The following is a 16,446-nucleotide window of genomic DNA, read 5'->3' on the forward strand; positions in this document are numbered from 1 at the left end:
GTACTGATGTTGAACATTTTGGCCAACTCACCGATCAAAAATTTTTCCCTCATAGGCCCTCCTTTTAATTTATGCACAATTACCATTATATGTTAAGGTTCTGAAACGTCTATTTTATACAGGCTTCAAGATTTTCTAATCCTTTAATTAGTGTCATTATACATGAGTTGAATAGGTTAGACAATCTCGAAATCCTCTTACTAAGGATATAAAAAAAAATTTTTATACCCTTCTTCAAATTTGGTATAATAAGACAAGTACCAATTTTCTGACAATTTAGACATTTAATTTTATGCACATTACAAATTTCTAGCTTCGAAAGGACAACCTCTATGCTTAAACGACAGCAACTAAGACTCTATGGTTATTTGTTATTTGCCCTTATTCTTGGTGTATTGGGATTTAATACACTATTTCAGAAATCACCTCAAATCATTTCTCCCTATGAAGCATCACACTTTGATGCAATCTCTGACCCCGTGTATCAAGGGCGTTCTCTTGGTTCAGAAGGCCATAAGCGATTTGAAGAAACACTGATTTCCCATTTTACCACCCTAAAAATTCCTGCCTTTGAAGCAGATTACAGACACCCTTTTAACCTGAATCGAATTGAGTTCGACAAGCATGCCACATTCACCATTGGCGATGAAGCCTCTTTTAAAGTGAATGAGGACTATATGACCCTTTATAGTGATATCACTGGTCCAATCGACTATCAGGGCGACCTTATTCTCTTAGAGCGCAATTATTTCAGTATTGACCCTGACTTAATCAAGGGGAAGGTTGTGGTATCTACCTTTAACAGACTAACAGATGAAATTTTAGAATACGCCATTAACCACGAGGTCAAGGGGCTCTTGGTATTAGATGATTATAATAACTTAACGGATATTAAACTAGATCCCTATTATGGCAAGCATGTCTCAGACCATCTTTACATCGGTGAAATATCAAGCAAGACTTATATGCAACTTCGCAATATTGCTAAAAATCACCTTTTTGAAGGCTATGAATATAAAGAGGATAAGCCTAACGACCCAATATCAGGCACCATTCCTAATGCGACGCTTTCTATTAAAGACCGTTATCCTGTTGATACAGGTCAAAATATCATTGGGAAAATTGACGGCAAATCGGATCAGTATGTCTGTTTCTACACTACATACGATGGTATCGGGCAGTACCAGGAAACGGTTTATAACAGCGAACTTGTTCATCTGTCAGGAACTGAAGTACTGATGAACCTTATGTCGTACTGTGCAGGTCAGCCAGAGAAACCTGATAAGACAATCTACTTTGCCTTTGTAGATGCAGGTGCACTGGGTAATCAAGGGGCTGAAGTGCTTTCATCTCAATTGCCTCAGGGGGGTGAATTTATCAATCTGGGCATCTTTGGCATTCCAGAGTCAGATGGGCTCATTTTAAGTTCTAAATCCCCGCTGGTCATCCAGTCAAGTACAGAGTCCAGTATTTTATCTCTTAGACTGTTTCAATATCTTGAAGCCTTAAATATTCCTGTGACAGAATCTGAAATGAGCAATCATGACAGCGCCATATTCTTAAGCTCTACCGGGCTACCTTCCGTTAAAATTGCCCAATCAAGTGAGACTTACGCCTTTATTGGGCATGAAATGCCCGTGTCAGATGATGCACTTGAAAAAGGAACGAACCAAGTAATTGCCATGGTCGCCAATGCTTATTTTGGACATTCGGATTATACCTTCATCCCCTTGTTCATTCGCCTTAGTGCACTCCTACTCTATATACTCATCGTATTGATGTTATTTATTAGAGCAGTCTTCAAATGGGATCCTGAATTTAAGTGGTTGGGCTATGAGATTTATCTGTCAACGCCTTATATGTTATTGACCAAGCTCTTAAAGGTTTTATTGCCCACAATTATCATGATCACCATTGTACTTTTCATCCTCTTGATGCCAAGTTATATAACCAAAACGCATTATAACGGAGGTTACACCAACTACGTTTTTAACCTCCATGCCCAGCGAGTGGTTCACTATTTGACACAAGTCTTCACAGACTTTAACGCTATGATCCCCGCAAGTCTTAAGACATCTTTGTGGGTAAGTTTTAAGAACTCTATTAGACTATTTTCCGTAAGCATCATGATTTCACTGGTAATTGGTCTTTCACTTGGCATTTATATGGCCCTTAAACCTAGAAAAATCATGACCCTCTTACAGATGGTGGTCTATTCAATACCCGATGTCTTACTCTGCCTGTTCGGTCTCTTGAGCATCATATGGCTGGTAAAGCACGATGCACTTGGCCCCTTTACAGCAGAGCAACTTAGGATAACCATCGTACCAACCATTATCATGTGTATAGCGCCTTCAATTTATATTTCTAGAATGGTAGAGCTCAATTGTAGCGAGCTCTTAGATCAGCCATTTGTATTTGGTGCAATCGCAAGGGGTGTATCCTTTGGAAAAATACTCTTTACCCATATTTTACCCATGCTTTTAGCTTCATTATTTTCAACCATGACCTCTATCTTGAGAATTATATTGGTCAATTTAATCATTGTAGAATTTTTATTTTCAAGTGTGGGCATCGGCGCTTACCTCATTATCAAAAGAAGCGATCCAACCTATGTCTTACTTATATCCGTTTGCCTTGGGCTAATGTATTTTATTGCAAACACATTTTTTAGGCTTATTGGCTTTATCATGAATCCACTGAAGAGGAGGGCCCTATGAAACGTTACTTAAATGGTTATCTCATAACTGGAAGCCTCATCTTGTTTATAATGTTACTTGTGATTATCACGCCCTTCCTTTTCACAGATAAGAATCCCTATGCCACTAATATTTTGGACAGCTATACAGATGACCAGGGTCAGTTTCAACTTAAGACAGCACCCTTTGCACCCGATGACTTTTATCTTCTTGGCACAGATGATTCTGGGCGTGATGTCCTAAGCTTTATCATTTATGGCACACGACTCACAATTGCCGTCGCCCTAATGGTCACTTTTTTAAGATTTTTAGTTGCCTTGATCATCGGCATCGCCTCAGGATATGATCACATTATCCCAAAGATGCTCATCGAGCAGTTCAACAATGTTTTTAATGCCATTCCCCCAATCTTAATCTGTATTTTGATACTGAGTCTACCCTACTTGAAAACATTCACTAAAACAGGGTCTACAATTGTCTTTATATTTGTTTTGACTCTAGTGGAATGGGCAAAACTTGGCGGTATTGTCAGCGAGCGTGTTTCTGAAATCCGACAAAAGGACTTTATTAAGAGTGAAGTGGTCATTGGCAAAAGTAATCTACACATCATTTTTGCCAATATCCTGCCCCATATCATGCCAGAACTCTTTGTCCTCTTCTTCATGGAAATTGCCAGAGTTTTGGCGATTTTGATGCAGCTTGGTATTTTTAATGTTTTTATTGGTAACCTTCGAATAGTTGCCTCAACAGATGCCGGTAGCCTCGTGGGCAAAGCCACCAGCTTTGAACCCGAATGGTCCAGTATGCTGGGTTCTGCCAAAAACTACATTCGAACCGCACCGTGGATTGTGTTTTCTAGTGCCATTGCCTTTTTCACAGTTGTCTTTGGTTTTAATTTGATTGGTGAAGGTCTTAGGATTCAGCTTAAAAAGAGAGCCATCTCTCAAATGAGCCCAAACAATGCACTAAAAGGTGTCATCGCCATGGTGGTGGTTTCAGCCCTCATCACTGGCCCTATTGTCTTTTCTTCACTTCAGTACAATGATTTCAATTTAAACGAGAGTGAAGCCGTATATTTTGACGCCGAAACCGCTCTAGTTGGCGATCCTACTCACCAGTCGTATATTGTCAATCGCCTTAAAAGCCTCTCCATATCGCCGCTAGAGGGCACTGATTATCTAGTACCCTTCGAAGAATTGACTTATCACTGGCTCGAAAGCGTTTCCTTTGATAGTGATGGGTCAAGTCTTGATAATGTCTTTTTGTACACCTATCAAGGTCATGAGTATACATCCCGTGTAATTGATGCCCGTATGATGGATTTAATAAGACTGGACAACGAGACGGCTTCACGCTTTGAGGACAAGTATGTTCTGATAGAGCCTAAGCTCTTTAGAGATGAAGGCTGGCTAAATTTCGCGCACAAGTTATTAAACGAGACAAAAGCACGCGGCGTTTTCATACTTTCAGATGACATACCACCCTTGAACCACATTGGCACCAATACGGATAAGGGCATCATCGCTGCGATTCCATCAAAATATGAGGCTTTGATCTTAAATAAGCCTTTGACGATTTCTGTGAAAAGCCATACTAAAACAGATCAATTGACCAATATTGTCGGCGTCATAGAAGGCCATCCTGATGAAAATGATCCAAAGTGCATCATACTGGGATTTGATCTCAACTATCAAGATCAAGAAGAAGGTCAACGTCGGTACAGATTCATATTCAACTTCTTAAGTCAACTCAAGGCAAACGAGTCCAAGCTGACCAAACGCATCATGGTTGTCTTTTGGGATGGTGGCGCTTTGGGTGAAGCCTCTGGCAAATCATATTATCAAAGCTCTTATCTCTACCCCATTAAGAATACGGAAATGTATTTTGAGCTCAGCTCACTTAAGTTTAACGATGGCCTTCAAGCCCCAATATATGTAGACACTCAATTTATTTCAAACGTTAAACCCGTGCCTGCTAACTTCACCAACCTCATGCTTGATAATATGACACTTGAATATGTTCGAAAAGACTTAAGCGTCTATAAACGAGAGCCTTTTTATTACAAGTGGGGCATTCCAACTTTATTTATGGGTTCAGACTATTTAACAGATCAACAAGCAAACGATATCGGTAATTTATTGATAGAGTCTATCGTTTTTGAGCTCTATTAAGACAAAACAGGAGGCATAAATGACATCTCATCCAATCCTTTCAATAAAGGACTATCACGTTTCCCTCTGGATTCAAGATCAAATGACACCTGTAATTCGAGGTGTAGACCTCTTGGTCAATCAAGGTGAGATTTTAGGCATATTAGGGGAGTCTGGAAGCGGCAAATCTGTCTTGCTCAAGACCTTCCTTGGGCTTATGAAAAAGGACAATTACAGGATTACCCAAGGGGAAGTTATTTTTAATGGTCAGCCCTTATTGACACTTTCACAGGCTGAAAAGACTGCGGTCTTGGGCAAGGAAATTGCCTTTATTTTTCAAAATCCTACCCAGGCCTTATCACCTTTTAAAACAGTACTTTGGCACTTTAAAGAAATTTTTAAAATACACGCTTCAAACTTTAACTTAAATCATGTCATGGAAGCCCTTGAAGATGTGGGTATTAAAAATGCTGAATCAGTCCTCAATATGTATCCCTACCAACTCAGTGGTGGTATGGGGCAAAGAATTGCAATCGCCCTTGCTGTGGTTTTAAGGCCCAAGCTCATCATCGCAGATGAACCTACCAGTGCAATAGATGCGTCATTGAAATCAAAGATCCTGACACTCCTTTATGATGTCAATCAAAAATATGGTACCAGCATGATTCTTGTGACCCATGATTTCGATGTCATTAGACGTATTGCCCATAAAACTGCTGTGATGTATGGCGGGCTGGTGATGTCCTACAGCAATACTTCAGATTTATTTGAAAACGCAGTCCATCCCTACACCATCGGCCTTATAAAATGTGCCAATTCCCTTAAAGGTGAGGCCCATGAGATTTTTCAGTTAGAGGGATATCCCAAGAGTCCTGTGAATTTTACAGATGCTTGTCCATTCTCAGAAAGATGTGCCTATAAGACTTCCATATGCGAAAGTGTAATACCGCTTGCTGAAGCCTATAGAGACGGTTATTACCGTTGTTGCAATCCACTGGTGGAAGGAGTCAACAATGAATCCAAATAAAAATATCATAGAAGTAAGAAACGTCATTAAGAAATACTATATAAAAAATAGTCTCTTTAAAAAAAGGGATATTATCAGCGCTGTTAACGACCTCTCATTCGATATCCACGCGGGTGAAATACTCGGCATCATCGGCGAATCCGGGTCAGGAAAAACCACAATAGGCGAACTGATTGTCAAACTCAACACGCAAACACAGGGGCAAATTAAATACCACTTTGATGAAAAGCATTTCCGCAAAGAAATTCAAATCGTCATGCAGCAGTCAAAGGAAGTTTTCGATCCCCTAATGAGTGTTGAGAAATTATTGCTTGAAGCCGTAAAAAAGCACCAGTCACTTTCAAAGCCCGACCAAGCTAAAGAAGTGGACCACTTACTCATCTCTGTTGGCATCAATCCCCAAGACCGGCATAAAAAGATCAATACCTTCAGTGGTGGACAGCTTCAGAGAATCTGTATCGCTAGGGCCCTTGCTGTTAAACCCAAGGTCTTGATTTTAGACGAGCCTGTTTCTGCACTGGATGTTTCAGTTCAGGGTCAAATTATTAACCTGCTTTTAAAGCTTCACCAAACCATGGATTTGACCTATGTCATGATCAGCCACGATCTCAATATCGTGCGTTTGATGTGCCATCGTATTGCCGTTATGAGAAATGGTCAACTCCTCGAGATCAACGATACCGATCAGATTTTTAAAAATCCTCAGCATGAATACACCAAAAAGCTGATTACGGATTTTGATATATGACCTTTAGGCCATCTTGTCAAGCCATCTAGGACTAAGCGCCCAGATCCGCCTAGTTCAATATATTGACACTACCTATTTTAAATTTCAAACGTGTTAAAGGCTGATTACGAATCAATGACTTTCCTCTTTTTTTTATTTGACACTGGTATAATATAAGTGTAAATAGATAATTCTGCCAAACATTTTTCGGTTTGGCTATATAAGGAGGCGTAACATGAAAAAGTTATTCAAAGCGGCACTGATTATGATGCTTGCCGTTGCGATGAGTATCCCGGCTTTTGCGGTAACCAACACAGACGACGTTATTTTTTCAGATATCAGTTCCACACATTATGCCTATGAAGCCATCAAGACCATGAAAGCTTACGGCATCATCAGCGGTTACCCAGATGGTACATTTAGACCCAATAATATCGTTAGTAGAGTTGAGTTCGCCACAATGATGGTGAAAGCTCTACAACTGGACATCAACATGAATGCCAGTTCATCCTTCTCGGATATGAACACAGAGGCATGGGCAATCCCATACGTAGAAGCTTCAAAGAGCTTTTTAACAGGCTATACAACGGCTTCTGGATATGCCTTTAAACCAAACGAACCTTCTGTTCGCGAAGACATGGCAGTGGCACTTATAAAAGCCCTTAAAAAATCTTATGATTCTGATGCTATTTTAGCTTTATATGCAGATCAAAATTTGATTTCTTCAAACTTAAGACCCTATGTTGCATCTGCAATCAACAACAACTTAATGGTTGGCGAAACCATTGGATCAGTCAAGTATTTTTACCCTCAAAGATCACTTACAAGAGCAGAAGCAGCTTCTCTTTTAATGAATGTCATCAGAGAAGAAAAAATTACCTTTGAAGGTGAAGAGAAAGTAACTTTTGGTGACAATACTGACACAGATAACAATACAAACGATGATTCAAATAAATCTTACGAATTCGAACTTGAACGCGCTGGTAACGACAATGGTGCGGTAGTTCTCAAGTGGGATAAAATAAACCATCCAGATTTCCAAGGCTACAAGGTCGTCGCTTCAAAAACAGACAAAACACCAGTTTATCCAGACAACGGATATGCTTACTATATTACAGACAAAAATAAAACCACTGCATTAATCAAGGCAGGTAGTGCTTACAACGGCACTGAGTTTTCAAAATTTGAAGCTGGTCAAACTTATTATTTTAGTGTCACTGCACTCTACAAAGACAAAAAAGTACCAAGTAACACCCTTAAAATCACCCTTCCGGGTTCGCCAAGCATAGGTGATCAAGAGGATGAGGATGAGAATGAGGACAAGGCTCTGACACTTCAAGCAGAAAACAAGGGCGATTACATCGAACTTCAATGGACCATTTCTCAAGAAGTGAAATTTCAAGGCTATAAAATAGTTGCATCAATGTCAGATCAAACACCTAGTTATCCTGAAAATGGCTACTATGCATATTTAACAGACCGTAACGTACACCAAATCACCATTTCAAAAGATGCACTGTACAATGGTGGTGATATTGTTAAATTTGAAAAAGGGAAGACTTATTATTTTTCAATCACATACCTATATGACGGGGATAAAAAATCCAGCAATGTCGTAAGAATTGAGTTCTAGGTTATTTCAATAGATAATAGATTTCCCCCCTGTGGAGACAAGCCCTTAATTTGAGCTTGTCTTTTTTTTCGTTTTTTTGTAGTGACGAATTTTTGTGATGCACTCTTTAAGATGGTATAATTTAATCAATAAATTAACCTTAGAGGTGATCAACATGGATGCTATTGACTACGAAATACTTAAAATCTTACAAGACAACGCCAGAATATCCATCACAGACCTTTCCAAACAGGTCAATCTTTCCAGACCCAGTGTCAGCGAGCGTCTTACAAAACTCATAGAATCTGGGATCATTGACAAGTTTACCACACTCTTAGCCGTGAACAAGCTCAGTCAAAGGGTTGTTTTTTATATGGAAATCAGCGATTTGAAAGTCACCAGTGACGAGATTGTCAAAAGACTCAAGGACAACCCCTATATCACAGAAATTCATTGTGTTACAGGCAAGACCAATTACATCTGCAAGGCCTGCATGCCAAGTGTTGAAGAAATGAATTTACTGCTTTCAGACCTCACCAAAGTGAGCCATGTGGTCACATCCATTGTTTTACACTCACCACTGAGCCATAGACCTCTGAACCTGTAAAGCCAGACAATTGAGATAGCGCCCCCCCTTCATTGATTCTTGACGTTCTGTTGCCAAAATACATTAAAAAGGTTCAAAACGTCAGCCATTTGTCTAATATAAAAACGATTTAACATGGTAGAGGCTAGCATCTTCATGTTAAGATGACTTATAAAAGTTTGGAGGCTGAATATGATGAGAAATTTTGAAACACATCTTGAATTTGCAAAGGATTTAGACCTTAAAGACCCCTTAAGAGACCTTCGTAATCAATTTTATATCAATGAAGGTGAACTTTATATGGACGGCAATTCTCTCGGACTCTGCTCCAAGGATGCTGAACGTGGATTGATGGAAGCTTTTGACGTATGGAAAAATGAAGGCATCAAGATTTGGGGCACTCAAAAGGGTAGATTTTTTAACTATTCGCGAAACATCGCTAATAAGCTAGCGCCTTTAATCAAGGCTGACCCTAAAGAAATCGCCATTATGGGCAGTATCACATCCAATATCCATCAGGCATTTACAACCTTTTATAAACCTACACCTACAAGATATAAAATCGTAGTGGATGCCCTCAATTTTCCAACGGACATCTATGCCATTAAAAGCATTATTGAACTATTAGGCCGAAATGTTGATGAAACCCTTGTAACTGTACAAAGTCGTGATGGCAGGACCTTAAATGACGATGATATCATCGCGACCTTTAAGGATGATGTTGCAATCGTCTTATTACCTGCTGTTCTATACAGAAGTGCTCAACTCCTCAATATGAAAAAAATAACAGAAGCGGCCCATAAGAAGGGCATTCTTATCGGCTGGGATCTTGCCCACTCAATTGGCGCAGTTCCTCACGATTTTAATGACATCAAACCTGATTTTGCTGTTTGGTGCTCCTATAAATACCTGAATGGTGGTCCTGGCGCAGTGGCAGGCCTATATATTAATAAAATGCACTTTTCAAAGAGCGCAGGTCTCAAGGGTTGGTTTGGCAACAAAGATGACTCTCAATTCCTATTAAAGCACGATTTTGAACAAGACTCAGATGCAAGTGGTTTCCTTCAGGGCACGCCTCACTTACTCTCTATGGCGCCACTAGATGCCATGCTGGATGTCTTTAACGCAGTGGGGATGACTGCCATCAGAGAAAAGTCACTCAACATTACCGCCTATCTCATGGCACTTATAGATTCTAAGCTTACACCATATGGCTATAGCATCGGCAATCCTAGAGATGATCATGAGCGTGGAGGTCATGTCTGTCTAGAACATGATGAGGCCTACCGCATCAGCATCGCACTTCGCGACATGAAGGTCATCCCAGATTATAGAGAACCCAATGTGATCAGACTTGCGCCTGTGGCCCTCTATGTCTCCTATGAAGAGGTGTATAGACTCGTGGATATTCTTGAAAATATCGCAAAAGAAAAGCTCTACGAAAACTATTCCATAGAGCGCGTTACAGTCTTATAAAATTTCCAGTGGGGCTTAGAGTTCAACTCTTCTTTTTTCTCGATTACTTTCGATGACAGCATGAATAATTTTAATGACATTTGCGCCATCTTCGGCACTTACGGGGAGTGGCGCATTTTTCGTAATGGCTTCATAGATGCCCTTATAATAGTCTCGATAATCGCCACGCTCGCTTACTACTACAGTTCTAGCGTCTAGGGTATTCAATATACCGTACATATCTTCAGATTCTTCACCCCAATGTGCATCTTGTGGCAATAGTCCCTTTCGAAGGGCATCTTCTTGAACATCAAGACCATACTTAACATAGGTACCTTCAGTTCCGAGAAGCATAAATCTTGGCGTTGGCGCTTTCACAAGGTTTCCAGCTTTTAGCGTTACTTTGAGTTCATCATAGTATAGGATTATTTCGAACTGGTCATCAACAACCCCTCTCCTTTGTGAAGCATAGTCGCCATAGACTTCCTTGGGAAGTCCAAATAAATGAAGGGCTTGGTCTATGAGATGTGACCCTAAATCATATAATGTACCAGAGCCAGGATGGGCTTCCTCCCGCCACGAATTTTCCTTGAACGCATTTCTAAATCGATCAAAATGGGATTCAAGTTCAACTATCCGACCAACTTTATTCTCTTTAATAATCTTTTTAAGCGTCTTAAAATCACTGTCAAATCTTCTATTGTGATAAACAGATAGGCAAGAGTTCATTTCCTTGGCAATAACGATGAGTTCAACCGCTTCTTCTAGTGTTACCGTAAAGGGCTTTTCAATCACCACGTGTTTGCCATTTCTAAGTGCTGCCTCAGCAAGGGGTTTATGACTTGTGTTAGGCGTACAGATGACGACGAGATCGATTTCAGGTGCATTGATGATTGCCTCAGGTGTACTAACGACCTCAACTTGGTCGAAATCCTCTAATGCCTGTGCTTTTTTCACCGGATCTGAAGTGTAGATTTTTGAAACCTCAAAGCCTTCCACTGTTTTTATGATCGCGCCATGAAATACCTTGCCAGATAAGCCATACCCTATGATTCCCACCTTTAAAAGTGCCATTAGCTACCTCCTATGATTAATGATTAATGGTTAATAGTTACTATTTATTATTGCTCATATTTGATATCGTCAATAATTGCCTAGGTTAATACTACTATTGTAGTGAATTATGATGCGTTTGACAATGCCCCTATGAATCCCCCCTCATATTTCCATGTGAATGCTTGGCAGACTGTGTAATTTTTCGTATAATAGGTCTACGTCTAAACATAGGAGATTTAAAGATGCACAAAGATTCTAAACGCTTTTTCAATGAAACCTATAAGAATTGGCAAAAGACCATCTCACCTGAAATGCAAACGATCATTTCAAGGACAATGGTCTTATTGAATGTTAATGAATCAGATTCAGTTTTAGATGTAGGCTGTGGCACAGGTGTCCTTTATGACGCCTTCATGAAATTGGGTGTTACCCATTACCTTGGGCTTGATATCTCTGAAAAAATGCTTTCGTCATTTCAGGCGACATTTCCAAATGCCCCAACTCTCATAGGCAACTTTGACGCGCCTCTGAACCTTGATGCCAAATATGATCTGTGTATAATCTTCAACAGCATTCCACACTTTGAAAACATGGAAGCTGTCTTTGAAAATGCCTATAACAGCTTAAAGTCAGGTGGTAAATTTGCCATCGTACACGCGAGAACACGAAAGCAGTTGGCCTTACATCATCAAAAGATTAACTACCAAATGACGCGAGATGCCATTCCTTCTGATTTCACACTTATGACCCTCTGTAAACAATATGGCTTTGACTTTAGGACCATCGTCGATTTAGACTTCTTTTATTTTGAATGTGTAAAAGCCTTATAAATAACGCACCGTGTTTTCTTTACGCTTAGGCGCATTTGTTACAGCAACATCCTTATAGCCTAAAAGAACAGCATAATATGGCTCATGGGTTTCAGGAATCTCCATTTTAGCCTTATACTCATCACCATAAGGACTGCTGAACAAGAAATTAATCATACCATTCCAGCAAGCGCCTATGTTGATGGATTCAGCTGCGAGCAACATATTTTGAGTTGCTGCGGCACAGTCTTCTCTTGGCATCATGCCATTTTTATCACCTGAAACCACAACTAGAGTTGGTGCATTATAGAAGATGTGGAAGGCATCATTGTTTGCCATTTTTTGAATAAGAGCATCTGTATGATTTTTCGCCATTTCTTTAGATTTTAAGTTCATCTCATCAATGAGGGCCTTATCTTGAATTACTGTAAAGTGCCACGGTTGTTGGTTGTGTGCACTTGGTGCATATAAACCCGCTTCAATGATCGTTTCTAATGCTTCTCTGCTAATTTGCTTTTCTTGATATTTTCTAGTGGTTCTTCTCGCCTTAATATTTCTGATTACCTCGTTCATTCCTTTACCTCCAGCAATTTAATGATGTTCGTTCGTGTACGAACAATACTTGGTGAAAAAAGAGACTTAAAAGTCTCTGATGGTTATGATTTTTGAAAATTAATTGCATTTTGAACCGCTTGATCTAAATAACCCTCGAATTCTTTTTTCTCGTCATCTGCAAGACCTGTAAGCAAAAGCTCTAAAAATTCAGCTTCAAATACCTTAAGTGTTTCTCGGATTTTTAAGCCCTCATCTGTAAGTGCAATATAGATACTGCGTTTGTCTTCAAGGCATTCATGTTTGGAGATAATGCCCAAGCCCTGATATTTGTTGATAATATCCGACAATGAAGATTTAGAGATTTGCCAGCGCTTTGATACCTCTCCAAAAACAATGGCACTCTTGTCCACTGGCAGAATATAAAAAAGCGGAATATGGCTCGATAATATGGGCAAGTTTTCTTCCGTAATACGACGCGTCAAAAACTTATCCGCCACAGACAGCATATATCTAATTTTACCTATTGCACATTCAAATCTCATACAATCACCTTTCATTCGGTTCCGAACAATTCTATTTTAACGGATGTCTTTCACCCTGTCAACATTATTTTTTATTTGTTAAAGGTCATCTATGACGACACCGGCAACCTTTGCCACTGATACGGCTTGACAGGCGGTCATAATGACGCCCTTAATATCTTCGATTCGATAACCCATGCCTTCTATATCACAGGTTCTAAAATCAATATGATTCAAACTTGCCCCAGAAAATTGAGTCTCTCTGAAGCTATCCTTTTCAAGCTCTACTTCATTAAAAGTAGCATTTTGAAAATCTGAGCGTTCAAAATTTGTCGTCTCAAAAACAGATTTTTTAAGCTGTGAAAATCTATAATTGGCATATTTACTATGACAATTTGAGAACCTCACATTCATAAAAGTTGCATTACTGAAATTCGTACCAACCATTTTACAGTTCTTAAAGATGGTCTTATGGATTATGGCGTCTGTAAAGTCTGCATTGGAAAAATCACAGTTTTCAAAGATAACATCCTTCAAATCCAATCTGTGGAACCTTGATCCTTTAAAAGAAACCTCATTGAGGTGGGATTCCCTTATGTATAAACACTCCGCCTGCTCATCCTCAATTTTTCCACCTACACAGAGTATGCCACGAATAAAAGCCTCATTTTCTATATGGATTTCAGGTGTGGACACTTCTATCAAGTTTTGAGGGACCTGAGGTCTTGGCACTTTAATTGTCTTTTTCTTTTGTGGCATGAAAGTATCTCCTTAAGCTTTTATATCTAAATTTGAGAGTGTGTCTATCGCTTAATCCATCTTGTACAGGGTTTATTTCAGGATGACTTATCATTTATAAGACCTTTTTTTCCCTAATTATTGTATAATGAATCAAACACATCATCACATTATATCATGATATTCAAAGAGAAGGAGGCTTGTTCAAATGTTTAATCTCAGCGCATTTTTAACCTACGCCATCGTCGTAACCTTTACACCAGGTCCCAACAACATCACATCACTTGCCACTGCTGGTCAATTAGGCTATCGCAGAACGCTGAATTTTATGTTTGGTGTCGCAACAGGCTTTTTTGTCATTATGTCGCTTTCAAGCTTTTTTAATCTCATGCTCATGAGTATCATACCGAAAATTAAAATCTTCATGACCTTGATTGGTACGCTTTACATGCTTTACTTGGCCTATAAGATCTCCGGTATCCATCTCAGTCATAAACCTGAAAAACAAAAACACACTTTTGAAGAAATGGCCAATATGAAGACCGGACTGCTTATGCAATTTGTTAATCCTAAAGTCATCATCTATGGCATTACCATTACTTCTACCTTTATTACACCCTACTTTAGTTCGGCTTTCGCGCTCCTTGGTTTTTCTCTGTTTCTTTCTCTACTCGCACTGATATCAACTTCTTGCTGGGCCTTGTTTGGAAGCACCTTCAACAAAATGCTGGCGATTTATCAAAAGCAGTTTAACATCGTCATGTCCCTACTCCTCTTATACAGTGCCTATTCTATCCTGTCAGGGCTTTTTCACTAGGGTCATTTAGACGCTTCTTTTTGGGGTATATATTAGATAGAAGGGGTGTGATGATATGACAGAAAAGAAAATCATTTCAATGATCAGCGTCAAAGATGAAGAAAAAGAAAAATCGGACAAAAAAAAGCGTGCTGAAGAGTTTTTAAAAACAGTCAACAGCAAGCTTAAAAAAAGTGAGCATGAAACTTGGATGATCCATGATCATGATCATCTATATGACGATCACAAGTAGTTATCGTTGATTATAAATCTCCCATATTCGCGATTTTGAAGCCTCAGAAAGTCCAGATTGACTTAAAACAGACTCAATTTCTGACTTACTTCCAAAGCCGTACAAGAAACCATTGAGCTTAGAGGCTAAAATCGAATTTTGTAAATTATTTTCATCACCAAACATCTCTACTAGCTCTGAATATAGAGACACCTCTGCTTTTAAAGCCTTTAGTTGATGTTCTGGCTCAGCTAGATAAAAGACCTCATATGGTTTTAATTCCGTATAAACTAGGAGACCCTTTTGAACAGCAATTTGCTTTTGCTGTTCTATTATTTTTTGAGCACTTTTCATTTCAACTTCATTCCGATAAAAGAGCAGACTTTTTACTCTCTGATAATAGGGCTTTGAAGTCGCATTGTGGCTTTCAAAAAAGAGGTTCACCATAGCTTCGTAACTGATTTGAGATGGATCGTAGTCAATTTCTATGACCTCTGAATGAAACCCCACATTCTGGTAGTTGGGGTTTGTCGACTGACCACCTGCATAGCCCGTCCGGGTTCTCAAAACACCCTCAATTGCAGCAAACCTTGCTGCAGGTTCCCAAAATCAGCCCATCCCCAGTGTAATGGTTTGAAAATCGCCTTCATATTTTTCAATATCTGGGTACTGACCTGTCCACTTGGCATCATAAAGAAATTGTCCATGAGGTGTATATGGCAAACAAACCTGGCCTTCCTCGATTGGAATATTCAGAGTCTTTACCTCAGGCAATCTTTGATCTGCATTTATCATAAAAAGACTTAAGGATAAAATCATCAGCCCTAATAAACCTATTATTATCTTATGCTTTTGCTTCATTATGTTCACCTCTTCAAGGACCTGCTTTATAGCTAGACCCCTCTTTTTTATTTATACCCCTAAATCGCTCTACTAATATGAATTTAGTTTAAACACTCGCCCTAAAAATCTTTTCTTGACACGTGCATTTAAATGCATGTATAATGCTAATATGAAAACGACCTGTAAAGACAATTGCGGCCTAACGCCAGAACAAATGAATATGTTATTTCAACAAGATATTTTTCGAATTCTTGGCGAGGGTATTCGAATTGAACTTATTAAATATCTTGCACTTCATGGTCCTTCAGATATCAGTACGATTTCAGACCATTTTCCTCAAGATCGCTCTGTGATTTCAAAGCATCTAAAAATGATGAGAGAGGAAGGTATTCTCATCCTTATAAAGGATTCAAGACATCATTATTATCAACTTGATGGCATGGCATTGCTCTATAAAATGGAGACCGTAGTCGAGGATATCAAAGTCATTTTAAAGAATACCTGCGAGGAAACCTATGAACTTCTTTATGAAAAACGTATGACTTATAACGATTATCTGAACCAGCACCAAAAATAATCAAGAAAAACCAAAGCGATTCGTTCGCTTTTTCTTAAAATATTAACGTGCATTTAAATGCAC

16 protein-coding genes and 1 pseudogene are annotated in these 16,446 nt (G+C 39.2%); 11 read left to right on the plus strand and 6 right to left on the minus strand.

The window, feature by feature from the left end:
- Window positions 1-332: 332 nt before the first annotated feature.
- From AC220I_RS08465 to kynU, 7 genes are all read left to right on the plus strand, one after another.
- The gene (locus AC220I_RS08465; RefSeq protein WP_486723384.1) at window positions 333-2,720 is read left to right on the plus strand and encodes an ABC transporter permease subunit; all 2,388 of its coding nucleotides are present in this window, start codon (window positions 333-335) and stop codon (window positions 2,718-2,720) included.
- Complete coding sequence (locus AC220I_RS08470; RefSeq protein WP_486723385.1) at window positions 2,717-4,870, plus strand: ABC transporter permease; 2,154 nt, start codon at window positions 2,717-2,719, stop codon at window positions 4,868-4,870. The genes AC220I_RS08465 and AC220I_RS08470 overlap by 4 nt, the downstream gene beginning before the upstream one ends.
- A gap of 19 nt (window positions 4,871-4,889) precedes the next feature.
- On the plus strand, window positions 4,890-5,876 hold the full coding sequence (locus AC220I_RS08475) for an ABC transporter ATP-binding protein (protein ID WP_486723386.1): 987 nt from the start codon (window positions 4,890-4,892) through the stop codon (window positions 5,874-5,876).
- Window positions 5,863-6,624, plus strand: a complete 762-nt coding sequence (locus AC220I_RS08480; protein WP_486723387.1) for an ABC transporter ATP-binding protein — start codon at window positions 5,863-5,865, stop codon at window positions 6,622-6,624. Before AC220I_RS08475 ends, AC220I_RS08480 begins: the two co-directional genes overlap by 14 nt.
- A gap of 214 nt (window positions 6,625-6,838) precedes the next feature.
- Window positions 6,839-8,236: an S-layer homology domain-containing protein gene (locus tag AC220I_RS08485; protein ID WP_486723388.1), complete on the plus strand. Its 1,398-nt coding sequence runs from the start codon at window positions 6,839-6,841 to the stop codon at window positions 8,234-8,236.
- Between the two features lie 154 nt (window positions 8,237-8,390).
- Window positions 8,391-8,822 carry an Lrp/AsnC family transcriptional regulator gene (locus AC220I_RS08490; protein ID WP_486723389.1) on the plus strand — a complete coding sequence of 144 codons (432 nt, stop codon included), beginning with the start codon at window positions 8,391-8,393 and terminating at the stop codon, window positions 8,820-8,822.
- 171 nt (window positions 8,823-8,993) lie between these two features.
- A complete protein-coding gene (gene kynU / locus AC220I_RS08495; RefSeq protein ID WP_486723390.1) occupies window positions 8,994-10,277 on the plus strand; it encodes a kynureninase in 1,284 nt (427 codons plus the stop codon).
- Between the two features lie 15 nt (window positions 10,278-10,292).
- Here kynU and AC220I_RS08500 read toward each other — a convergent pair whose 3' ends face one another.
- Complete coding sequence (locus tag AC220I_RS08500; protein ID WP_486723391.1) at window positions 10,293-11,330, minus strand: oxidoreductase; 1,038 nt, start codon at window positions 11,328-11,330, stop codon at window positions 10,293-10,295.
- A 224-nt stretch (window positions 11,331-11,554) separates the two neighbouring features.
- Here AC220I_RS08500 and AC220I_RS08505 point away from each other — a divergent pair, with 224 nt between their 5' ends.
- Window positions 11,555-12,142, plus strand: a complete 588-nt coding sequence (locus tag AC220I_RS08505) for a class I SAM-dependent DNA methyltransferase (protein WP_486723392.1) — start codon at window positions 11,555-11,557, stop codon at window positions 12,140-12,142.
- Here the strand turns inward: AC220I_RS08505 and AC220I_RS08510 are convergent.
- From AC220I_RS08510 to AC220I_RS08520, 3 genes are all read right to left on the minus strand, one after another.
- Window positions 12,137-12,694: a nitroreductase family protein gene (locus tag AC220I_RS08510; RefSeq protein ID WP_486723393.1), complete on the minus strand. Its 558-nt coding sequence runs from the start codon at window positions 12,692-12,694 to the stop codon at window positions 12,137-12,139. The two genes, AC220I_RS08505 and AC220I_RS08510, sit on opposite strands and share 6 nt — an antisense overlap.
- An 83-nt stretch (window positions 12,695-12,777) precedes the next feature.
- Window positions 12,778-13,218 carry a MarR family winged helix-turn-helix transcriptional regulator gene (locus AC220I_RS08515; protein WP_486723394.1) on the minus strand — a complete coding sequence of 147 codons (441 nt, stop codon included), beginning with the start codon at window positions 13,216-13,218 and terminating at the stop codon, window positions 12,778-12,780.
- Between the two features lie 78 nt (window positions 13,219-13,296).
- The gene (locus AC220I_RS08520) at window positions 13,297-13,956 is read right to left on the minus strand and encodes a pentapeptide repeat-containing protein (protein WP_486723395.1); all 660 of its coding nucleotides are present in this window, start codon (window positions 13,954-13,956) and stop codon (window positions 13,297-13,299) included.
- A gap of 187 nt (window positions 13,957-14,143) precedes the next feature.
- Here AC220I_RS08520 and AC220I_RS08525 point away from each other — a divergent pair, with 187 nt between their 5' ends.
- Together AC220I_RS08525 and AC220I_RS08530 are read left to right on the plus strand one after the other, a co-directional pair.
- Window positions 14,144-14,752, plus strand: a complete 609-nt coding sequence (locus tag AC220I_RS08525) for a LysE family transporter (RefSeq protein WP_486723396.1) — start codon at window positions 14,144-14,146, stop codon at window positions 14,750-14,752.
- Between the two features lie 55 nt (window positions 14,753-14,807).
- The gene (locus AC220I_RS08530) at window positions 14,808-14,984 is read left to right on the plus strand and encodes a hypothetical protein (protein WP_486723397.1); all 177 of its coding nucleotides are present in this window, start codon (window positions 14,808-14,810) and stop codon (window positions 14,982-14,984) included.
- On the opposite strand, the pseudogene AC220I_RS08535 reads toward AC220I_RS08530, so the two are convergent.
- Together AC220I_RS08535 and AC220I_RS08540 are read right to left on the minus strand one after the other, a co-directional pair.
- Window positions 14,985-15,560, minus strand: a pseudogene (locus AC220I_RS08535) (peptide-methionine (S)-S-oxide reductase); the annotation flags it as partial.
- Between the two features lie 12 nt (window positions 15,561-15,572).
- The gene (locus tag AC220I_RS08540) at window positions 15,573-15,824 is read right to left on the minus strand and encodes a hypothetical protein (RefSeq protein ID WP_486723398.1); all 252 of its coding nucleotides are present in this window, start codon (window positions 15,822-15,824) and stop codon (window positions 15,573-15,575) included.
- A 151-nt stretch (window positions 15,825-15,975) separates the two neighbouring features.
- Here AC220I_RS08540 and AC220I_RS08545 point away from each other — a divergent pair, with 151 nt between their 5' ends.
- Complete coding sequence (locus AC220I_RS08545) at window positions 15,976-16,383, plus strand: ArsR/SmtB family transcription factor (RefSeq protein ID WP_486723399.1); 408 nt, start codon at window positions 15,976-15,978, stop codon at window positions 16,381-16,383.
- Window positions 16,384-16,446 lie beyond the last annotated feature (63 nt).

Source organism: Fusibacter sp. (assembly GCF_057447755.1).